Genomic DNA, 20838 nt, shown 5'->3' on the forward strand with positions numbered 1-20838 from the left:
TGACTCAACTCCTGCCCGCCCTTGGCGTCCGGCACCTCAGCGCGTCACCTAGGGCATATCGAGTCGTGATCACCGGGTGGTCCTGGTGAGGTCCTTGATCCAGATCATCGAGGCGCGCAGGTGGAGACCGGCGAGGTAGCTGTCGGGAGTCTTGTCGTATCGGGTGGCGATGCCTCGCCATGCTTTGAGCTTGTTGATCAGGCGTTCGACGGTGTTCCGCTCCTTGTAGAGATTGGCATCGTGGCTGACGGGTCGGCCACCTCTGGAGCCCTTCTTCTTCCGGTTGGCGGCCTGGTCCTTCTTCTCCGGGATGACCGCCTTGATACGGCGTTTGCGCAGGTGGGCGCGGTTTCCGCGGGACGAGTACGCCTTGTCCCCGGCGACCGCGTCCGGCCGGATGCGGGGTCGGCCGACGGGCCCGCGTACCCGTACCTTCTTCAGGACGGGGATGAACTGCGGGCTGTCCGCTGCCTGGCCTGTGGTCAGGATGAACGCCAGCGGGCGGCACTTGCGGTCGGCGGCGAGGTGGACCTTGCTGGTCTGCCCGCCTCTGGAACGTCCGAGGAGGGCGGCCTTCAGCCGGAGTTTCCGCCGACGCCGGATGCGTCGTCGTTCTTCCAGCGCGGGATCACTTTTGGTCTCTTGCCCGTTTTGCTCTTCGAGGCCGCCCCCTTTGACCTGGCCTTCTCCTCCTCGGCCGCGGCTTTCTCCAGGGCGGTGACGACGTCCTCGTCGAGGTGTATCCCGGCCGTGTCGTGGTGGGCTCGGGCGGTGGTGGAGTCGATGCTGACCAGGGACAGGTCCACCTCACCCCGCTTCGCGGCTTCCGTGATCAGGCCCTCCAGCAGGGCCTCGAAGACGCCGGCGTCACGCCACTGCCGGAAGCGGTTGTGGACGGTCGACCAGGCGCCGAACTCCGTCGGCATCTCCCGCCACTGCCCGCCCGTCTTGAACCGCCAGATCACGCCCTCGAACTGCTGCCGCAGTCGCTCGGGGTACGGGCCGTACTCGCCGATCGGCAGGTACGGCTCGATGAACTCCCAACCCGGATCGGTCAGTTGCACTCGCGTCACGTAAGACCGTCTATCGGACCGGACAGTGCCACGAAGGCACATCCCGCAAATTGATCACGACTCGATACGCGCCCTAGCAAGGAATTAGGAGTCGGTGCCGGTCTCGATGATCGTGCCTTGAAGGTGAGGCGGTCGACGATGGCCGCGCAGAGGCGGGGGTCGGTGAACGTCTTCGCCTCACCGGCCGGAACCCCTGCCCTGCCTGCGCCTCCAAGCCTGATGCGCACGGCGCAGAGGGCTGCCAGTCCTGCCAAGGCAGTGGCGAGGTTTCCGAAGAGACAACCCACCGGATCCGGATTCTTCCGGGAGTCCGAGCCGGGCAACGACTGCGCCTCAGAGGACTGGGCTGGCCCGGCAGGAACGGCGGGGAGGCGGGTGACCTCTTCGTCGTCGTACGGATCGAGGGGTGAGTCAACGCAGGGAAACGGGCTCAAGCCGGTGGTGCGGCGTCAGTGGGTGGGGCGTGGTCGGCGGGCTGGTCCAGCTGCTGCTGGCGGCGCCGCTGTTCGTTGCGGTGGTCTTCGACGCGCTGGGTGAACAGCTTCAGGGCCTCCTGGTCCTGGCTGGGGCCAAAGTCGCGGTAGGGGCCGATGCCGAGGGTAACGGCGTTGACTTCTTCCTCGATGGCGTCGGCGGTCTCCCTCCCAGCCACCATCGGCGATTTCGTCTTCCGTGACGACCGCACCGTCGAAGCTGTCTACGTCGACCAGGTGCCGTGGCAACTGGCTCATGCCCTGGGCGACGAAACCCCGCAAAGCCGGAGGGCCCTTCGCAGCGGGCTCACCTTCGGGCAGCTTCTGGCCACTGCCTGGAGTTGCGCCTGCAGGGTGTCTTTATCGCCGTACGGTGGTTGACCTGGGGCTTTGTGATCGCCTGCGTGTGGGCATGATCAATGATTGTGGGTTTGCGACTGCTCTACCTGATCTTCTGTCGACTACTGGGCTGCTTGCTGTTGCTGGGCCGATCGACCGCCGCGACCAATGCTGAGATCCTGGTGCTTCGTCATGAGGTCGCTGTGCTTCGTCGGCAGGTCGAGCGGCCGCCTTTTTCGTGGGCTGATCGTGCCGTGCTCTCCGCTCTCGCGCGGCACCTTCCCTCCGTCTTGCGTCGCCATCGGCTGGTCACCCCGGGCACGCTGCTGACCTGGCACCGGCGTTTGGTGCGCTGGAAGTGGCGCCAGACGGTGGTCGGACCCGGTCGGCCACCGTTGCCGGAAGAGATGGTCGCGCTCATCCAGCGCCTGGCGCGAGAGAACCCGACCTGGGGGTACGTCAGGATTCAAGGTGAGCTCCGACGGCTCGGGTATAGGGTTGCCGCCGCCACGATCCGGCGCGTCCTGCGCCGCTCCGGTCTACCGCCCGCACCGCAGCGGGCCTCCCAGCAGACCTGGCGCTCCTTCCTCCGATCCCAGGCCCACACGCTGCTCGCCTGCGGCTTCATGCACGTGGAGACCGTCTTCCTCAAGCGTCTCTATGTCTTCTTCGTCATGGGCCTCGATGGCCTCGGTGTCCTCAGGGCGGGCAGTGCGGAACTCGTAGTCCATGTCGTCAACGGTCGTTATGGCATGAACCTACGACCGGTCTGACCGGCATGGATCGGGTTTCGGGGTGGCTTGGGAACCAGGCCGCGTGGGGCAGACCGCAGTGACCACCAAGCCCTGGATAAAACAAACGTCGGCGGATCGTGCTCTCACTCATACCCGTCAGCTCCGCCCAGTCAGCGAGTACACGGGATCCGCCCCGCCACTCGATGAGCCGGTTGGTGCTCTTGTTCCGCTCTACCAGCACCTGGTCGATCTGGTAGAGCCGTACCCGCTCGTCCCGCTGGAGCAGCCGGGACAAGTCGGCCGGGCCGACTCGGCGCTGGACCGCCTGGACGCTGGTCAGGATCCCGCCGATCTTCGCCTTCGTGATCGGGGTTGTCGGATGGCCGGCGAAGTACTGCTGCACTTCGTCGTCCAGCGTGCGGTCAGCCACCGGTCTCTTCGACCGCAACGCAGCTGGCCCGCACGCCGGGGGTGGGAGTGCGGGCCAGCTGCGTCGTGCAGATCAGGCTGCCTTGAGATGGGCGACGTGCCGGGCGCGTTCCTCCAAGTCGCGGACTCTGGCGACGCTGCGGTAGGCGGGGAGCGCCTTGAGCATTGTCTTCAGGTGCTCGTCGCCCCGGGCGGAGGAGAGTGTCACGTGCTGGTCGAGGAAGGTGTTCCAGGTCTGGCAGGCTGCCTCGATGTGCCGCATGCGGAGCTGTCGTTCGGCGATTACTCCGAGGCAGTGCAGGCGGCCTTGCCGCTCCAGTGGGTCCCGTGCCTGGTTCGAACGACGCAGGGACGCGATCGAGCCGGCCCGGTCGCCCAGGTGCCAGCGCACGTGGGCTTCGTGGAAGAAGTAGGCGGCCTGGTCGTAGCCGCCGACGGCGTCCGGCCGGTCGTCGGCGCGTGAGAGTGCGGTCTCCGTTTCACGCAACCGGGTCACGGCGGTGTGCCGGTCTGTGCCGGTCATCGCGGCGGCAGCGGCCTGTTGGCCGCGCAGGAACGCGACCAGGCGCGGGCCTGCGGCGGGCGCGACCTCAGCCGCCGCGTCAGCCAATTCGAGGGCCTTCGTCCCGTGTCCAAGGTGGGAGGCTTGCAGGCTCATGCCGCGCAGGGTGCGGCAGTAGGTGACGTGGTCCTCGGCGGCGCCGGCGAGTTCGAGCGCACGCTGGTAGTACTTCTGGCCCAGGCCCTGCTGGTTCTCGTACATGGCCATCCAGCCGGTGAGGTAAACGAAGTCTGCGACGGCGGCCCGCATGTCGCGGGTGACCTGGTTTGTTCCGCTCGCCCGCAGATAGGGGCCCGCGGTGTTGACCAGGAAGGCGGCGGCCATCGGGCGGGCGTGCCCGGCTCCGACCTGGTCCAGGATATCGGCGACCTTGTCGGTCATGGTGCGGACGGTTTCGACGTCGGAGCGGCCGATGTGCACCGTCCGTCCGGCCGTCACCGCGTCCATCCGGCCCGCCACGTCCTCGAACCGGGGCACGGTCAGAGCTGCGGCGTACATGCCGGTCTTCAGCACACCGCGGCGCGAGGGATCCATGTCTGCTCGGCTCAGGTCGATCACTCCCGTCACGGCGTCGGGGTCTGCGGCCGGTCCTGCCTTGGTCGGCCAGCCGATTTCTCCGCACGTTACGGGCCGTCCGAGCAGCCGCGAGAGCGCCTCCGTGATGGCGGGCCGCGCCTGGGGCTTCGGGACGGATCCGGCGAGCCAGTGGGACACGCTCGTCTTGTCGTAGTGCAGCCGGAGCTCGAGCTCGCGGCCGGCGGCATTCACCCGGCGGGCGAGCTGCGCGTTTCCGATTCCTCCCGACTGCATCAAACCCGCTAGGGCTGTATTCGGTGTGCGCGGTCGACGTGCCATCGATGACCCCCGAGTGCGTTCAACCAGTTCAACCGGGCTTCCACTCTGCTCCCTTACCCGGTCTCGCGCAGGGGAGTTGAGTGATTACCGGCCGTTCGGTGATCGCACCCGTACGGCCGTCGACTGCTCGGTCCGCCCCGCCGAACCCCCGAGGGGCGGACCGGGCACCCAGGACGACGAAAAGGCCCACCACGATGACCAGGACACCTGATACCCGGGAGAGCACCGCCGTCGCTGCTCCTGCCAGCGCCGCTGTGCTGTACGTGTGCGGTGAGCGAAGCAAGCTCACTCCCACGCTCTCCGCCGACCGCGCCGAGGCCGAAGGGCGCGACTTCGCCGAGGTGCGCGGGCTGACGATCACAGAAGTGATCACGGACCCGTACGGCGAGCCGGACCCTTGTCACCGTGAGGGATGGAGGCGGGTGAGGGAGCTGGCGGAGTCCGGCGCGGTCGGCGTGGTGATCGTGCGGTGGCCTGCGTGCATCGCCCCGGAGTCCTCACACGAACTGAGGTACCGCGAGGTCAGCTGGCTACAGGGCTGCGGCGTACGGGTGCGGTACTCCTGGGAGCCGCTGGCCGCGGGCGGCGGTGAGGTCAAGTGAGCGGCGCGCGCAGCTTGATGCACCGCGATCATCCATGGATCGGGCGGGACGTCGAGGACACGGCGAGCGGTGCTCGGCCCACGGGCAACGGCCGTGCCGGTCACGGTTGCGGTGCCGGATGCCGAGCCCATGGCAAGCCCGGAGGGACATGCCGCCGCACGTGCCAAGCGAGCCGAGCAGCACCCCGACCGCGACGGCTCACACCCTCACCTCGTACGACGGTCCGCACCGTGACCAGTTGACGAACGCCCCAATCGACCGACCTTCCCGTGGCTCGTCCACCGCCGCGCGGGGCACGAGAGCACGGCCCAAGGGCGGTTTCCTTCACCATCGTTGGAGGCGTATGTGAGCACCACATCTGTGAGCACCTCGCCCAACAGCCCTACACCCACCGCAGCGGAAGTCTTCGCCTTCGCGGACCTGGAGATCGGGGCGGCTGCCGTCGAGCAGTGGCCGCACGCCGACCTCGACCTCGGCGACCACGTCCCCAGCGTCACCGGATACGTGCGCCGCATCCGCGTGGACGGCCGACCGCTGTACGCCAAATACTCGCTGCTCGGGGTCTCCCTCGTGTCGCTGCTGCGGGGCACCTGCGGTCCCTGGCCCCAGGTCCGCGCGGCGCAGCAGGAGTACGTGCAGCGCACGGACGCGCTGATCGGACGGGAGGCCGCGCAGTTGCAGTTCCTGGCGGAGGTCGGCCATCCCCGGGTCTGCCCGGTGGCCGGCGTGCGGCGCGGCGTGCTGTTCACCGAGTCCGTCACCGGCGCGAGCCTGGCCCACCTCCTGCTGAACCGTCCCCAGCACAGTGCCGAGCTGCTCGCCGGGACCTTCGGCGAACTGCGCGCAGCCCGGCCGGGCCCGGAGACGGGCAAACACCTGATGCACGGCATCGGCGACCTCGCCGCGGCACGGATGGGCGGACTGCCCGTCAAGGCCCGCCGTGCCTGGCTCAGGGAACTGCTGGCGCTGTGGCTGATGGACAGCGTCAACATCCTCACCACCTATCTGTCGGCGCCCGCCGAACTGCCGCTGCCAGCCCAGGGCACAGCCCTGGCTGACCGCGCGGTCGAGGTGTGCCGGATGGTCGAGCAGATCAGCACCGACCTGGCCGCTGCAGGCGACACCGGGGCCGTGTGGGACAGCGCCCTCGGCCACGCACAGGCGGTCGCCGCGTGACGCCGGCACCGGTGGACACGATCGGCGTGGTCGGCGCCGGAGCGGTCGGGCAGACGGTCGCCGCGGCACTGATGGTCTCCGGCATGACCGGGCGGCTGCTCGTCGCTTCCCGCCTCCTGGACCAGGCGGTGGCGCTCGCCGCCGACCTCGACGACATGCGCGAGACCGCGGCCTCGCCCGTGCGCCCCGAAGCCTGCGACGTGGCGGGCCTGGTCGACTGCGCCGCCGTCGTCGTCGCCGTGCGGGCTGCCTTCACCAACACGAGCACCGGCAACGTGCGCATGGGCGGCGCGGGGTCCAACGCTCCCGTCATCCGTACGCTCGCGACCTCCCTGCGCGGCTACGTGGGGACCGTGCTCGTGGTCACCAACCCTGTCGACCTGATGACCCGGCTGTTCGCCGAGGCCTCCGGCTGCCCTCGGGTGTACGGCATCGGCTCGAACCTCGACTCCGCCCGCTACCGGCTCACCCTCGCCCGCCTGCTCGACGTGCCGGTAGATGCCGTGCACGGGCACGTGATCGGCGAACACGGCGACCACGCCGTGGTGTGCGCCTCGACGACCACCGTCAACGGCCAGCCCGCCTCCGTCCCCCTTGCGGAGGTACGCAGCGAACTGCGCACCCGCCCCGGACGGATTAACAAGGGCGTGGGCCGCACCCGCTCCGGACCCGCCGGCGCCGTGCTGTCCGCCCTGCGCAAGGCCCTCGCCCTGGCCGAAGGCACCGAGGAACTGACCACCCGCCACGGCGACGACTGGTGCGGAATTCCGCTGCGGTTCACCGCAGGCCAACCCGTAGCGTGCCTGCCCGACCTCGACGCGGACGAGGACGCGCAGCTGTCCGCGGCAACCATCAAGCTCCGTACCGCCTACCAGGCGTTACGGCTGTCCTGACCCACACCGACCCGACTGGAGACGACGTGAGTACGCCCACCGCAACCCGGCTACACGCCGCGGACGCGAGCGTGACCCTCCTGAGCAACACCCCCCTCGTCACCGACTGGTCCCACCGGTACTTCGGCCCCTGGTGGAACGCGTTCGAGGTCCCCACCAAAAGCCTTTTCACCGGGCCTCTGGTCACCGCCGACGTCGACGAGCTGGCCTACGCCGACCTGGCCACACTGATGGCCGCCTGCCCCCACGAAGAGGTCACCTACGCCAAGGCCAGGCTGCTCCTCACGCGCGACAGCACGGGCACCATCATCAGCGCCATCTCGCCCGACGAAGGGCTGGCCTACCGCTCCGAGCCGCTGGCCGAGCGCCTGACCATCTCCGGCTGCGCTCCCGAGCCGGTGGCGCTGGCCGCCGCACGGATTGCGCGGGAGATGGTCCGCGCGACCCTGCTGTGGAACGGGTGGACGCTTCTGCACGCCTCCGCCGTCGTCCACGACGGCAATGCCCTGCTCGCCTTCGGCTCCAAGGGGTCCGGCAAGACCACCACGGCGCTGCTGCTCGCCCATCGCGGCTTCCAGCTGCTGGCCAACGACCGGGTGTTCATCAAACCTGTCGGCGACGAGCTGCGTGTCCTGCCGTGGCCGTCGGCGGCCGCCATCGGCCTCGGCCTGCTGGACGCCCTCGGGCTGTACGACGTCGTCCGCGACCGGCTCCAGGCCGGAGAACAGCTCCACCCGACCCAGCACCAGGACGTCACCGACGCACTGCTGGTCGGCCGCCGCGAGCCGCTGTGGGAGCCCGGCGGGAAGAGGGAGCGCAAGGTCCAGGTGTTCCCCGACCAGTTCTCCACCTGGTTCGGCATGAAGCTGGCGACCAGCGGCCGCGCGGCAGCGCTGCTGTTCCCCCGCATCGACCCCTCCGCCGTCCCGGCTCTGGCCGACGGCGACCGGACGCTCGCCGACGACGACTTCATGACCGGCGCGACCGAAGACCGCTACCCGGACCACTTCGACCTCGCCCGCGGCATCAACGGCGGCGGCAACGACCTGGCCTGCGCCTCCGTCGCCGAACGCCTCGCAGCCCTCCCGCACCATCAGGTCGTACTCGGCCACGACATCCAGGCGAATGCCGACTTCCTGGCCAAGCTCGCGGGCGTCCAGTGAGCAGGCAGGCCCACGGCCGATAACTGACCTCCCCGGGGACGTCGTCCAGCGCCATCCCCCGTGCGCCTGGGCGACGTCAACGCAGAACCCGTCGATAAGTTTGATTCACCTGCCCGGTACGGCACCTCCGGCGGCACGGTCACCTTCGCCAGCCCGAGGTTCTCCGGCAGCACGGTCATCTGCAGCAGGGTCGTCTTCACATGGCCATCTTTCCGCGGCGGCTCCGTCGACTTCTTCCGAGCGCGCGGGCATCCGCCTGTCGGCCTGATGCCAGCAGTCGGTCATGCAGTACCCGCGGGGCTGAGCGTGCCTGCGGACTGGCCACGGCCCCTCTTCTGAGGGGCCGTTCGTCGTCACGGTTACCGGCGTTGGTACGACACCAGGTCTTAGGTTGTGCGCGGCCGGAGGGTGTACGGCGCCTCGTGCTGAAGCATCCGTCGCACAGCCTCCGGATGCCATCGATCGCTGCGTCGGGGTGGGAAATGCTCCGCTTGCAGGTGGCGACAGATCTCACGGAGTGAGGCGCCCGCCGCCCGTAGTTCACGAGCCCGGGCGAGACCGACCTGCTCGACGGGCTGTTCGACAAGCTCTCCGGCAACGGCCTGCCATCCATAGGGCGGGGCGCCGTAGGCGTACCCGCCCTGGACTGCCTTCTCCTTACGTCCCGCCCGGAGCCGGGCCACGATCATGGAGTGCTCCAGCTCAGAGAAGACGCACATCATCTGCCGCATGGCCGTGCGCATGGGGTCTTCGGGTCGTCCTGGAGGATTTCGCCCTGGTCAGCTGTGAAGACGCGTCCGTTGTTCTTCCACACCTGGGCCAGAATGGCTTCCTGTGTAACAAGACGACGGGCGAGCCGGCCGACTACGAGCCCCGCTGCCTGGCCGTCTTCTACCTCGCTGAGCGCGTCAGCCAGCGCGGGACGCTCAGGAGCGTGCAGGGTCCCTGAGCACCCCTCGTCCCGATAGATCGCGCGTCCGAGGGTGTGGCCTGGCTGCCGACACCAGGTGCGGATCGCCTTCTCCTGGACCGCTAGGCCGAAGCCGTCCTCCACCTGCCGGTCGGTGCTGACGCGGATATACCCGACGAGCTTCATGAGCGAATGATGCCGCGTGGGACTGACATCCCCAGCGGCATAACTGTGACACCAGGCGAGCCTATCCAGGCTCCGGCGACCGGATAAACCACGGCGCCCCGCACGACGTGCGGGGCGCTTGTGGTGCACCGCGTTACTTGTTGCTGATTTCGTCCAGCGCGAGCGGGTACTTCCAGGAGTCTGTGAATTGCCAGCCGGGCTTCAGGGTCTCCCAGTAGTCCGAGGTGTAGTCGAGCTTCACGTGGTACTTGACCTTGTAGTTGCAGTTGTTCCACACCTTGAGGTGGTCGGTGACCCCGGAGGTGGACAGCTTGCCGTGGCGCGCGCACTTGGGCAGGCCGGACCAGGCGATGCCCTTCATCGTCTCCGCGCCGCCCCCCGCGTGCGGTTGACTGTGGCTGCTGGCCGTCCTTGCGGCCGGGGCGTGTCCTTCTGCGGTCGCGGCCGGTGCGGCGAGCCCCGCGAGCATGAGCGCGGCGCCTGCGCCTGCGGCCACCTTGGCGACCGTGGAAATCTTCTTTGTGCGAGTCATTTCAACTCCTCAAGGTGAGACGAGGCTGAGTCCGGGCTGCGGTGCGGCACACCCCCGTCGCGCCGCACCACAGCCGGGACGTCATCGAGTTCACCCGCCGCGGAGTTGTTTGGCAGCCTGTCTGAGCTGCTCTGATCAATCCGGCCGTTCTCGGCCCTTCACTGCTGGCGGCATTGCCGTGGCCGCGATCCGATCTTTACGGTGGTTGAAAGGAGAGGCAGTTGCCGGGGAGGGGCGGGGCGAGTGGGGCGTCCGGAGAAGCCGATCGATCCGCAGGACGGGCCCATCGCGCGGTTCGCCTACGAGTTGCGCAAGCTCCGCGACGAGGCGGGGGCTCCCGGCTATCGGAGCATGGCGCGCCGGGCGGGGTATTCGGCCGCGACCTTGTCCCAGGCCGCGGGAGGTGAGCGGTTGCCGACGCTTCCGGTCGCTCTGGCCTATGTGCGGGCCTGCCGAGGTGATGTGGAGGAGTGGCGGCGCCGGTGGGAACAGACGGATACGGAGATCACGGCGCAGCCGCGGCCGCCCGAGGAGGACGAGTGGCCGCCGTACCGGGGACTGGAGCGCTTCGAGCCGGGCGATGCGGAGCTGTTCTTCGGCCGCGAGGAGACCACCGCACAGCTGGAGGCGATGGCCCGCCGGCATCGGCTGAGCGTGATGGTGGGAGCGTCGGGCAGCGGCAAATCCTCCCTCCTGCGCGCCGGCCTCATCCCACGGCTGCGCCGTTCCGGTCAGGACGCGGGCCAGATGCCTGCCGCGGTGCGGGTCCTCACCCCCGGCGCGCAGCCGATGGACCGTGCCGATCTGCTTGCACCGGCCGAGGGCGCGAGGGACACCTGGGTGCTGGTGGACCAGTTCGAAGAGCTGTTAACCCTCTGCACCTCGCCCGCCGACCGTGCGGCCTTCCTGGAGCGATTACTGGCTGCCCGAGAGCCCGGAAGCCGGTTACGGGTGGTATTCGCGCTGCGAGCCGACTTCTTCGCCCGGTGCACCGAGAACCACGCCTTGGCCGCCGAGCTCAACGACGCCACCCTCCTGGTCGGCTCGATGACCACCGAGCAACTGCGCGCGGCCATCGTGCGCCCGGCGCAGGTGCGCGGGCTGAACGTGGAACGCGACCTGACCGCCCACATCCTTGACGAGGTCACCGACGAGCCCGGCGCGCTGCCGCTGATGTCCCACGCGCTGCTGGAGACCTGGCGCCGTCGCCGCGGACACATCCTCACCCAAGACGCTTACGAGGCAGCCGGCGGCCTACGCGGCGCCATCGCCCGCACCGCCGAGGACGCCTACCATCAGCTCACCCCCGCCCAGGCCACCCTGGCCCGACGCATCCTGCTGCGCCTGATCGCCCCCGGTGATGGCACCGAGGACACCCACCACCCCACTCCCCGCACCGAATTCACGGCCGCCGACCCCAGCACCAGGGCCGACACCGAGGTCGTCTTGGACCGGCTAGCCCGGGCTCGCCTGCTGACCGTGGATGACGGAACGGTCTTCCTCGCCCACGAAAAGCTGATCACCGCATGGCCCCGTCTGAGGGGCTGGATCGACGAAGAGCGCGACCGTATTCGCCTGCACCGCCAGCTCACCCACGACGCCCTGGCCTGGCGCGACCTGGACCGCGACGGGGGAGTTCTCTACCGCGGCACGCGCCTGGCCCAAGCCGGAGAAACCTTCACCGGCACCGGTCGGGATGGCCTCAACCCGCTGGAAGCCGCCTTCCTCGACGCCTCACTCCTCGCCGGTCGCCGCCACGAGCGTCGTACCCGCCGCACCCTGATCACCCTCGCCACCCTCCTGTGCCTCGCACTCATCACCACCGTCCTGGCCTGGCAGCAAACCCTCCGGGCCACCGAAAAAAGCCGCCTGGCCACCTCGCGCGCTCTGGCCGCCACAGCACTCGGACGGATGGACAGGTACCCAGAGCGCGCCTATGCACAGGCCAGGCGGGCCTACCGCCAGGCACACAGCACAGAAGCCCGCGGCAGCCTGCTGAGCACCTACGCGGCATCCCGTAGCCAGCTGAGCGGACACACTCGCCTGATCAACGCCGTGACTTTCTCCCCGACAGGCCGCCTCCTTGCGACGGCCGGAGCAGACCACACCATCAAGCTGTGGGACCCGGACAACGGCTGGCTACTGGGCACGCTCCTGGGACACTCGGCATCGGTCATGGCAGTGGCGTTCAGCCCTGACGGCAGCACGCTGGCCAGCGCGAGTTCGGACGGTACGGCCCGGCTGTGGGATCTGCGTACCCACCGCACGAAAGCCGTGCTGAAAGCGAGTTCCAGCGCATTGACCAGCGCGGTCTTCAGCCCCGATGGCCGCACCCTCGCCACTGCCTCCGAGGAAGGGTCCACGCGTCTGTGGGACGTCACCAACCGGCGCACCCGAGCCGTCCTCAGGCAGCCAGGGGCTGTCTGGGGGGTGGCATTCAGCCCCGACGGCCGGACGCTGGTCACCGGAGGCGACGACGACAACAACGGCCGGGTCCGGCTGTGGAACGCTGCCACCGGAGTGGAGCGCGCCCGCCTGAACCCTTGGGGTCGGCTCGTCGGCCCCGTGGCTTTCAGCCCCGACGGCCGTACCCTCGCGGCCAGCTCCTATCGTGAGGGCATCACCCTGTGGCGCACCTCAGACCTTGAACCACGGGCCCATCTGAAGAGACCGGAAGACAGTGTCTCCTCGCTCGCCTTCACACCGGACGGAAAGTCCCTGCTGGCGCTGGCGTCGTTTAGAGGGACACGTTCAGGGATACGAGTGTGGAACCTTGACTCGAAGCGGAGCACGACGTCGCTGGGCGACGGCACAGCCCTGCGGGCCACCGTCGCGGTCAGCCCGGACGGGAAGCACGTCGCCGCCGCGGACAACGACGGGGTGACGCGGGTATGGGACGCCTCAACCGGCCGAGTGAGCCGCCAGTGGCCCCAGCAGAGGCATTATCCGAACGCACCGGCCTTCAGCCCCAGCGGGCACGAGCTGGCCGTCCCCGACTCGACCGGCACGGTCACCCGCTGGGATCCGGAGTACCGGCGCGTACGCACCCAACTGCCCCGCCACACCGGCCCGGTGCGAAACGTCGCCTACGCCCCGAACCGAAACACCATGGTCATCGGCAGCCCGGACGGCGCCATCGAACTGTGGAAGCTGACCCACCGAGGCGGACATCGGCTGGCCACCCTGGGCCATCACAACAAAGAGGTCTTCGCGGTGGCACTCTCACCCGACGGCCAGACCGTGGCGAGCGCCGGTTTCCGCACGGTGCGCCTGTGGGACGTGGCTTCCCGCAGACTCCTGGCCGTATTGCGGGGACACGAAGGCGCGGTCCATTCCGTGGACTTCAGCCCGGACGGCCGCACTCTGGTCAGCGCGGGTGCCCGCGATACGGCGCGGCTGTGGGACGTGTCCGCGCACCGGGCAACCCGCGTCCTCACCGGGCACCGCCGCGGTGTGTGGGATACGGCGTTCAGTCCTGACGGCAAGACCGTCGGCACAGCGTCGCTGGACGGCACGGCCCGGCTGTGGGACCGCGCCTCCGGCAAGGTCATCGCCACCTTGAAGGGCCACACGGGTGTGGTGTACGGCATCGCCTTCAGCCCCGACGGCCGCACTCTCGCCACGGTCGGCTCAGACAGCAGCGTCCGTCTCTGGGACGCCCGCACGCACCACCCCACCGCTGTCCTTCAAGGGCACACCAGTGAGGTCATGTTCGCGGCGTTCAGCCCAGACGGGCACACCCTTGCCACCACTGGGACTGACCAGACCACCCGCCTGTGGGAGACCGATCCCCAACGAGCCATCGACTCAAGCCCCGATCACTGACTGTGGATACTGACCTTCAAAGCGTGGTGTCGGCAGGGGCTGACGGCTCTAAATCCCTGCGATATGCCCACTGCATGAGGTATGTGCAAGAAGGCGGGCTGTCCGACGAGCGGCGGGCCTTCCGGCGAGAGGCTGAGGATGGAGGCGGCTGAGCGGTACGCCCCCTGGGCGACGAGAACGCGGTCATCATCCTTGAGCATGTGATCGCTAGCAGACGGGAGTCGGTCCGCCCAGTGGGTAAGCCACCGGACACAGGGGGTTTCGTGGTTGCTCATCCGCCCGTGGTGACCAGATAGCCGTCCTCTCGGCCGATCCAGTACCGGCGCAGCACGTCGAGCATCACCGACACCTCGCAGGCGGTGATGCCAGGGAGGGCGGCCAGATCTCGGGTGAGCAGCTCGGCAAGCCCTTCCTCATCCCGGAACACGCCGTGGTGGATCACGGAGGAGGTGCCCGCGACGATCGAGACGTATCGCGACGACGGGTGACGGGCCAGCGCGTCGGCCACCTCCTGGATGGCTCCAGGGGCCACGTGCAGCTCGGCCACGACCTCAAGCGTGTACCCCAGGAGCGTCGGTTCGATCTCGACCCGGGGCCGTACCAGACCACGCTGGAACAGTGACTGGGATAGCCGGTAGGCGGTCGACTGGCTGATGCCGACCGCACGTGCCACATCGGCGGCGTTTGCGCGTCCATCGTGCCGGAGCAGCTCGACCGCCCGGAGCTCATCGGCGCTGAAGTCGGCGACGGTGCTGGGCTCGTCCTGCGTGTCGGCGACCTCCCGCAAGGCTCGCACCTGGGTGTCGTTGAGTCGACGCAGCCGCCACGAGTCGGACTTCGTCGAGGCCCGCAGGACCAGTTCTGTGTGTGCCGACCGGATTCCCGGGACGGACGGGATCTGTGTCATCAGCAGCTCGCGCGCCCGGCTCTGCCGCGCCGCGTGGACGGAGCAGTAGACATCCGTCCGTCCTGTGGTCGTCGCCACGAACGGGATCTCGGGCAGTTCGGCAAGGCGCCGGGCGACCTGTCGTGCCTGACCCGGGGCCGTGGACACCCATACATGCATGGGATTGCCCTCAGCCAGCATCGGCCACTCCACCTGTCCGATCACCCGCAGTAGCCGCTCTTCCTCGAGCCGGCTCAGCCGACGGCTGATGGTGCTGGCAGAGATTCCGAGGACGTCGGCTAGCGCGCTCAACGGTGCCCTCGGGGCCACTTGCAAAGCGGCCACCAGGTCGAGGTCCACATTGTCCAGTTTCGACGCCATGGACGTAACTGTATCGTGCGATCCAAGCCCGAGCAATGAATGATCCATGCATCATCTCCCCGCTTCTTGCCTTATTCCATTAAGCCATCTCTAATGGCGGCCATCTGCTGCGTCACCGACGAAGGAAGTGCGGACGGTGAATTCGAACGACACCACTACCACGCCCGACAACACGCCAGGCCGAACACCTCCGGACAAGCCTGGCGATGGCTCACCGGTGCTGTCGGGCCTGCTCCGGCTGCTTGGCGCCATCGAACGCGCGGGGAACAAACTGCCCCATCCGTTCTGGCTGTTCGCCGTCCTCAGCGCCATTCTCGCGCTGGTGAGCTGGGTGCTGGCCGCCGCGGACGTCTCTGTAGTCGATCCGGCCAGTGACAAGACCGTGGCCGTGCGCAGCCTGGTCTCGGCCGACGGCGTGCGATCGTTGATCACTGACGCCGTCACCAACTACGCCACCTTCCCTCCGCTGGGCACGATCCTGGTCGTCATGCTCGGTGTCGCCGTCGCCGACAAGTCAGGGATGCTCACGGCGATGTTGCGGGCCGGTGTCTCCCGGGTTCCGGCGCGGTGGATGACCTTCGCCCTGGCCTTCACGGCCATGATCGCCCACATAGCCTCCGACGCCGCCTACATCGTGCTCGTCCCGCTGGGCGGCCTGGCCTTCCGCGCGATCGGACGGAGCCCGATCCTCGGGATCGTGGTGGCTTTCGTGGGTGTGTCGGCCGGCTACGACGCCAGCCCGTTGATCACTCCGGTGGACGCTGTCCTGTCCGGGCTGACCACGGCCGCCGCGCACACCGTGGACCCGGACTATGTCGTCACCCCGCTGTCCAACTACTTCTTCTCACTGGCCTCGTCAGTGGTACTGGCCGGTGTGATCACCTTCGTCACCGAGAAGGTGCTGGTCAAGCGGGTGGCAGCGCTGCCGCCCGAGCCTGAGGAAAACACCGCGGAGCCCGGCTTGGGCGAGCTCGCCCAGCGTCCCGAGGAGGCCCGGGGACTGCGCCGCGCCGGGCTCACCCTCCTCGTCTTCCTCGCGGTGGTCGTGGTGATGATGATCCCTTCCGGATCGCCACTGCGGGGCGAGGGCGGCAGCATCGTTGAGTCGCCTGTGCTCTCCGGCATCGCCGTGGTGCTCGGGCTTCTCTTCGCCGTCCTCGGCGCGGTCTACGGGCGCGCGACCGGGACTGTGCGCGGCAGCCGCGACATCCCGGACTTCATGGCACAGGGCATGCGGGAAATGGCCCCCATCCTGGTCCTGTTCTTCGCCATCTCCCAGTTCCTCGCCTACTTCAAATGGACCGGCGTCGGCCAGGTGCTCGCCATCCGGGGGGCCGACCTACTCAAGGACCTCGGAGTGACGGGGCCCATCGCCTTCCTGGGCATCGTGGTGATATGCACGGTGATCAACCTGGCGATGACCAGTGGCTCGGCCATGTGGGCACTCGTCTCCCCGGTGTTCGTGCCGATGCTGATGCTGCTGCACATCCCCCCGGAAGCCACCCAGGCGATCTACCGCATCGCCGACTCGTGCACCAACGCAATTACCCCAATGAGCGCTTACTTCGTCATGACACTCGGCTTCCTCCAGCGCTACCGGCGCTCCGCGGGTATCGGGACCCTGGCCTCGCTGACCCTGCCGCTCTCCGTGGCCATGCTCGTGGCCTGGACTCTCCTGTTCTACGCCTGGTGGGCGCTGGGCATCCCGCTCGGCCCCGGCGCGCCGGTCCGCTGACCCGCTGCCGCCCCGCTTTCATGCAACCCGGGAAGGATCCCCTTGATGACGATCTCCGACATCGCCGCCCCGACGCGGCAGGCGCTGCCCGAGATGATCAAAGACCTGCGGACACTGGTGGAACTGGAGACGCCGAGCAACGACAAAGGGCTGCTGGACGCAGGGCTCGCGGTGATCAGCAGATGGCTCGTCGAGCGGCTCGGCGAGCCGGACGAGTCGGAGCACCACGACGGCGGCCCGTACGGCGATGTACTCGCCATCACCTACCGTGGCACGGCGCCCGGCACGGTGCTGTTGCTGTGCCACTACGACACGGTCTGGCCGGCCGGGACGCTCGCCGAGTGGCCCTTCGAGGTGGTGGACGGCCGAGCGAGCGGGCCGGGCGTCTTCGACATGAAGACAGGAATCGTGCAAGCGGTGTGGGCGTTGCGGCTGCTGCGCGAGCTACGGCTGCCCCACCCCTCGGTTCGGCTGCTGCTCAACGGCGACGAGGAGATCGGCAGCCCGGCCTCCAGGCCGCATATCGAGCGGCTGAGCGAGGACGCGCTCGCCACGCTGGTCTTCGAAGCGTCGCTGGACGGGGCGCTCAAGACCTCACGCAAGGGCGTGGGGCTGTTCGACATGACGGTGCAGGGCATCGAGTCGCACGCGGGGCTCGATCCGTCCGCGGGGGCGAGCGCCATCCACGCCCTGGCCGAGGTTGTTTCCCACATCACCGGCCTCGGCTCTCCGGAGCGCGGGACCACCGTGAACGTGGGGCTGATCAGCGGGGGCACGGGGCGTAACGTGGTCGCCGCGCAGGCGAGTTGCGGCATCGACATCAGGATCGCCGAACCGGCCGAGACGGCGCGGATCGACGCCGCGCTGAGCGCCCTCACCCCCTCCGACCCGCGGGTGCGGCTGACCCTCAGCGGCCGGTGGAACCGCCCCCCGATGGTCCCGAACGACGCGTCTCGGCAACTGTTCAAGCAGGCCCACGACGTCGCGGCCGAACAGGGCTGGGCGCTGGAGGAGACTGCGGTCGGCGGCTCGAGCGACGGCAACTTCGTCTCCGGACTCGGCCGTCCCGTCCTCGACGGGCTCGGCGCCCTGGGCTCCGGTGCCCACGCCCGGCACGAGTACACGCTGCTGGCCCCCATCCCCGCCCGTACCGCGCTCGCCGTCGGCCTGCTGCGTGCGCTGGCGTCCGACGCGTCGTAGAGACGTACCCACTTGCGGACCGCCGCCGTGACGGCCACGGCGGCGGTCGCCGTCGTGGAACTGCTCGCGTGCCCGGGTGAGCATGGCTCGGTCACGGTCGACGCCAATGACGGTGCCACTGTCACCGACACGCTCCGCCAGCGCCGGTAGATCGGTGCCTGGGCCGCATCCCACGTCCAGGGCGATCTGACCCGCCTGGATGTCTAACAGGTCAAGTAGCTGCTGCTTGTACGCACGGCCGGCATCACTGGCAGCGCCTCGCAGCATGTAGGAAGCCTGTTCAGGTCGGGACATACCAAGAGTCGATGACATGCGAGCTAGTCAAACACTCCCGGGCTCCCACAGTGACGTCATTTCTCGTGAACATCCTCGAGCCCGGAGACCACCAAACGCTGCCCGAACGGGTAGACAAACGCTGCTGCTGAAAGTGAACAAAGCCACCTCGCTGGTCCGGAGGTTGGCGTGAGCTGTCCGGCACAGTCCCATGCCCACGTATGGGTGACGGTGCCCGGCATATCAGCCGGAATGACGTAGCTGTGGGCGTCCTACGATCCTCGGTTCCGCGAAGGAGGCTGCCCCATGTTGCAGCGAGACGAGCTCTGCCACCCTGACTTCCAAGCCCTGGCCAAGATTCAGGCAAGCGAGGAGGCGGGGCTGCTGGAAAAGCCGAACGTAGTCGGCGTCGCCCTCGGCTACAAGTACACCGGCGGCGAGAAGACCAACCAGAAGGCTCTGGTGGCGTTGGTCGAGACGAAGCTCGACAAGCAGATGCTGGGTAAGGGCGAGCTGGCGCCGGCGAAGATCGGCGAGACGCCGGTCGACGTGCAGGAGGTTGGCATTATCCACGCCGGCCTCGGTCCTGACCTGACCACGAACGTACCCATGTTCATGATGGACGGCAGGATGGAGATGGGCCGGGAAGGGGAGGCCCTGGCGGAGCGCGAGCCGTCGGCCATCACACGCGAACGGATCGCGCCCGGCATGGCCCCTGTGAGGCCCCAGGTACTCACCCACAGGGTCCGCCCGGCGTATGGCGGTGTCAGCATCGGCCACTACAAGATCACCGCAGGGACGCTCGGAACCTGCGTGTACGACGCGCAGTACTTCCCCGGCGCCCCGCCGAAGTACTACGTGCTGTCCAACAACCACGTACTGGCCAACTCCAACGACGCCAAGATCGGCGACCCTATCCTCCAACCCGGTCCGTACGACGGCGGCAGTGCGACGGCCGACACGATCGCGTGGCTCAGCAGGTTCGTACCGATCAAGTACATGCAGAATGGAAACGTGCCACTGAACTACGTGGACGCGGCCATCGCCGAGGGCGACTTCCGCGACCTGGACCGGCGGATCTACTGGGCCGGGGACGTCAAGCGCATCAACTCCGCCCCGCAGATCAACACCCTGGTGCAGAAGTGCGGCAGAACGACCAACTACACCAGCGGCCGCGTGCTCAACATCAACGCCACGGTAGACGTCAACTACGGCAACGGACGGGTCGCCCGGTTCGCCAACCAGATCCTCACCACGCCCATGTCAGCAGGCGGCGACTCCGGCAGCCTGGTGTGCGACCTGGAGGAGGGTGCGGTCGGGCTGCTGTTCGCGGGGTCGCCCTACGTGACCATCATGAATCCCATCCCGCTCGTGCAGCAGCTGCTCGGAATCCGCGTCACCGAGACACCCTGACCGGCTCCCGCTGTACGGGATTCGAGACTGCCCAAATGGAACGACCATGAACGAGAGCAAGTTGTCCGCCGCACTGACCGAAGCCAACACCTGGATCGGCCAGGTCGCCGGGGTCGTCGCGGTCGGCCAAGGCGAGCAGCCCGACGGTACCCCCACCATCGACGTGTGGGTCACCAGCCTCGCCGAGGTAGGCCCTCTCCCGGATGAGGTGGGCGGCTACATCGTCCGCGTGCGGGAGACCGGTGGTCCCATCAAGGCCCAATGAGCCCCTGCATTCACGACGAGTGACAAGAGGAGAGAAGAAACAGCGGAGGACCCGCGCCGGAGAGATCGGTGCAGGTCCTCATGCATGCGCGCCTGGGGCAGAACCCGGACCACTGGCTGGTCGGCCAGCGGCTGCAGAACATCGTCGACTACGCGGCCCGCTCCGGGCTGTCCGGGCATGCGTTGGCGGACGTGCGGGGCGCAGCGGGCTACGCGGTTGCTGTCCGGGACGCGATCCTGGCCGCCGACCAGGCACTCCTCGGTCAAGGACGCGGGAGGTGCATGCGAGCCAGAGTGTGGACACAGCCGAGATCGCTCGGACAAGATCATTCTTGTCCAACTGTGCAAGCCTGAAGATCGCCTGAAGGGTGTCTTTATTGCCGTACGGTGGTTGACTTGGGGCTTTGCGATTGCCCAGGTATGGGCATGATCACTGATCGTGAGTCTGCGACTGCTCTACCTGATCTTCTGCCGGCTGCTGGGCTGCTTCCTTTTGCTGGGCCGATCTACCGCCGCGAACAACGCCGAGATTCTTGCCCTTCGTCATGAGGTCGCTGTGCTTCGCCGACAGGTCGAGCGGCCACGGCTCTCATGGGCTGATCGTGCCGTGCTCTCCGCTCTCGCACGGCACCTGCCACCCTTCATACGCTGCCATCGGCTGGTCACCCCCGGCACGCTGCTGAACTGGCACCGTCATCTGGTGCGCTGGAAATGGCGACAGGCATCAGCCAGGCCCGGCCGACCACCCTTACCGGAAGAGACAGTCGCACTCATCCAGCGCCTGGCAAGAGAGAACCCGACCTGGGGGTACGTCAGGATCCATGGCGAGCTCCGTCGGCTCGGTCGTCGGGTCGCCGCCGCCACCATCCGGCGCGTCCTGCGCCGTTCCGGCCTGCCGCCCGCACCACAGTGAGCATCTCAGCAGACCTGGCGT

Annotated in this window: 19 protein-coding genes and 5 pseudogenes; 14 read left to right on the top strand and 10 right to left on the bottom strand. The window is 68.3% G+C overall.

The genetic code is table 11. From position 1 onward, the window contains the following. Window positions 1–69: 69 nt before the first annotated feature. Together JK363_RS33755 and JK363_RS33760 are read right to left on the bottom strand one after the other, a co-directional pair. Window positions 70–1073, bottom strand: a pseudogene (locus JK363_RS33755) (IS5 family transposase). 84 nt (window positions 1074–1157) lie between these two features. Then, a pseudogene (locus JK363_RS33760) lies at window positions 1158–1258 on the bottom strand (IS21-like element helper ATPase IstB); the annotation flags it as partial. A 48-nt stretch (window positions 1259–1306) separates the two neighbouring features. Here JK363_RS33760 and JK363_RS43095 point away from each other — a divergent pair. Next, a pseudogene (locus JK363_RS43095) lies at window positions 1307–1483 on the top strand (DnaJ C-terminal domain-containing protein); the annotation flags it as partial. Between the two features lie 20 nt (window positions 1484–1503). Here JK363_RS43095 and JK363_RS33770 read toward each other — a convergent pair. Next, window positions 1504–1728 carry a hypothetical protein gene (locus JK363_RS33770; RefSeq protein ID WP_201881151.1) on the bottom strand — a complete coding sequence of 75 codons (225 nt, stop codon included), beginning with the start codon at window positions 1726–1728 and terminating at the stop codon, window positions 1504–1506. Between the two features lie 237 nt (window positions 1729–1965). Between JK363_RS33770 and JK363_RS33775 the strand changes: the two are divergent. Further along, window positions 1966–2562 (top strand): annotated as a pseudogene (locus tag JK363_RS33775) (helix-turn-helix domain-containing protein); the annotation flags it as partial. A gap of 58 nt (window positions 2563–2620) precedes the next feature. On the opposite strand, the gene JK363_RS33780 reads toward JK363_RS33775, so the two are convergent. Together JK363_RS33780 and JK363_RS33785 are read right to left on the bottom strand one after the other, a co-directional pair. Continuing rightward, on the bottom strand, window positions 2621–3049 hold the full coding sequence (locus JK363_RS33780) for a hypothetical protein (RefSeq protein WP_201881153.1): 429 nt from the start codon (window positions 3047–3049) through the stop codon (window positions 2621–2623). A 72-nt stretch (window positions 3050–3121) separates the two neighbouring features. Then, window positions 3122–4465, bottom strand: a complete 1344-nt coding sequence (locus tag JK363_RS33785) for an NsdA family TPR-like regulatory protein (RefSeq protein WP_201881155.1) — start codon at window positions 4463–4465, stop codon at window positions 3122–3124. Window positions 4466–4541: 76 nt separating this feature from the next. Here JK363_RS33785 and JK363_RS43980 point away from each other — a divergent pair, with 76 nt between their 5' ends. The 5 genes from JK363_RS43980 to JK363_RS33805 all read left to right on the top strand — a co-directional run bounded on the left by JK363_RS43980 (window position 4542) and on the right by JK363_RS33805 (window position 8299). Next, on the top strand, window positions 4542–4676 hold the full coding sequence (locus tag JK363_RS43980; RefSeq protein ID WP_268981125.1) for a hypothetical protein: 135 nt from the start codon (window positions 4542–4544) through the stop codon (window positions 4674–4676). After that, window positions 4660–5067, top strand: a complete 408-nt coding sequence (locus JK363_RS33790; RefSeq protein WP_201881157.1) for a hypothetical protein — start codon at window positions 4660–4662, stop codon at window positions 5065–5067. Before JK363_RS43980 ends, JK363_RS33790 begins: the two co-directional genes overlap by 17 nt. 345 nt (window positions 5068–5412) lie before the next feature. Further along, on the top strand, window positions 5413–6243 hold the full coding sequence (locus JK363_RS33795) for a hypothetical protein (RefSeq protein ID WP_236076310.1): 831 nt from the start codon (window positions 5413–5415) through the stop codon (window positions 6241–6243). After that, entirely contained in the window at window positions 6240–7136 is an 897-nt protein-coding gene (locus tag JK363_RS33800) for a lactate/malate family dehydrogenase (protein ID WP_201881159.1), read from the top strand. Before JK363_RS33795 ends, JK363_RS33800 begins: the two co-directional genes overlap by 4 nt. Window positions 7137–7162: 26 nt before the next feature. Next, window positions 7163–8299: a phosphoenolpyruvate carboxykinase (ATP) gene (locus JK363_RS33805; RefSeq protein ID WP_201881161.1), complete on the top strand. Its 1137-nt coding sequence runs from the start codon at window positions 7163–7165 to the stop codon at window positions 8297–8299. A gap of 386 nt (window positions 8300–8685) precedes the next feature. Here JK363_RS33805 and JK363_RS44790 read toward each other — a convergent pair whose 3' ends face one another. From JK363_RS44790 to JK363_RS33820, 3 genes are all read right to left on the bottom strand, one after another. Further along, a complete protein-coding gene (locus tag JK363_RS44790) occupies window positions 8686–9042 on the bottom strand; it encodes a recombinase family protein (RefSeq protein WP_201881162.1) in 357 nt (118 codons plus the stop codon). Next, window positions 9018–9395: a recombinase family protein gene (locus JK363_RS33815; protein WP_201881163.1), complete on the bottom strand. Its 378-nt coding sequence runs from the start codon at window positions 9393–9395 to the stop codon at window positions 9018–9020. The genes JK363_RS44790 and JK363_RS33815 overlap by 25 nt, the downstream gene beginning before the upstream one ends. Before the next feature lie 133 nt (window positions 9396–9528). Continuing rightward, window positions 9529–9927, bottom strand: coding sequence for a hypothetical protein (locus JK363_RS33820; protein WP_201881164.1), 399 nt, complete (start codon window positions 9925–9927; stop codon window positions 9529–9531). Between the two features lie 243 nt (window positions 9928–10170). On the opposite strand from JK363_RS33820, the gene JK363_RS44410 reads away from it, so the two are divergent. After that, entirely contained in the window at window positions 10171–13752 is a 3582-nt protein-coding gene (locus JK363_RS44410; protein ID WP_201881165.1) for an nSTAND1 domain-containing NTPase, read from the top strand. Between the two features lie 271 nt (window positions 13753–14023). Here the strand turns inward: JK363_RS44410 and JK363_RS33830 are convergent, their stop codons facing one another. Beyond that, entirely contained in the window at window positions 14024–15019 is a 996-nt protein-coding gene (locus tag JK363_RS33830; RefSeq protein WP_201881166.1) for an Lrp/AsnC family transcriptional regulator, read from the bottom strand. A 136-nt stretch (window positions 15020–15155) separates the two neighbouring features. Between JK363_RS33830 and JK363_RS33835 the strand changes: the two genes are divergently transcribed. From JK363_RS33835 to JK363_RS43985, 3 genes are read left to right on the top strand one after another with little or no spacing between them, the layout of a single operon-like run. Next, complete coding sequence (locus JK363_RS33835) at window positions 15156–16754, top strand: AbgT family transporter (protein WP_307821971.1); 1599 nt, start codon at window positions 15156–15158, stop codon at window positions 16752–16754. Window positions 16755–16799: 45 nt separating this feature from the next. After that, window positions 16800–17954 (top strand): M20 family metallopeptidase, encoded by a 1155-nt coding sequence (locus tag JK363_RS33840; protein WP_201881167.1) that lies wholly within the window; start codon window positions 16800–16802, stop codon window positions 17952–17954. Between the two features lie 27 nt (window positions 17955–17981). Then, window positions 17982–18104 carry a hypothetical protein gene (locus JK363_RS43985; RefSeq protein ID WP_268981126.1) on the top strand — a complete coding sequence of 41 codons (123 nt, stop codon included), beginning with the start codon at window positions 17982–17984 and terminating at the stop codon, window positions 18102–18104. On the opposite strand, the pseudogene JK363_RS33845 reads toward JK363_RS43985, so the two are convergent. Beyond that, window positions 18057–18266: pseudogene (locus JK363_RS33845) on the bottom strand (methyltransferase domain-containing protein); the annotation flags it as partial. The gene JK363_RS43985 and the pseudogene JK363_RS33845 sit on opposite strands and share 48 nt — an antisense overlap. A 267-nt stretch (window positions 18267–18533) precedes the next feature. On the opposite strand from JK363_RS33845, the gene JK363_RS33850 reads away from it, so the two are divergent. From JK363_RS33850 to JK363_RS33860, 3 genes are all read left to right on the top strand, one after another. Continuing rightward, window positions 18534–19640, top strand: coding sequence for a chymotrypsin family serine protease (locus JK363_RS33850; protein WP_236076311.1), 1107 nt, complete (start codon window positions 18534–18536; stop codon window positions 19638–19640). Between the two features lie 46 nt (window positions 19641–19686). Beyond that, on the top strand, window positions 19687–19905 hold the full coding sequence (locus tag JK363_RS33855; RefSeq protein ID WP_201881169.1) for a hypothetical protein: 219 nt from the start codon (window positions 19687–19689) through the stop codon (window positions 19903–19905). 438 nt (window positions 19906–20343) lie between these two features. Next, entirely contained in the window at window positions 20344–20817 is a 474-nt protein-coding gene (locus JK363_RS33860) for a helix-turn-helix domain-containing protein (RefSeq protein WP_201881171.1), read from the top strand. Window positions 20818–20838 lie beyond the last annotated feature (21 nt).

It is taken from the genome of Streptomyces coffeae (assembly GCF_016741875.1).
In the GTDB taxonomy this organism is placed as follows: Bacteria; Actinomycetota; Actinomycetes; order Streptomycetales; family Streptomycetaceae; genus Streptomyces; species Streptomyces coffeae.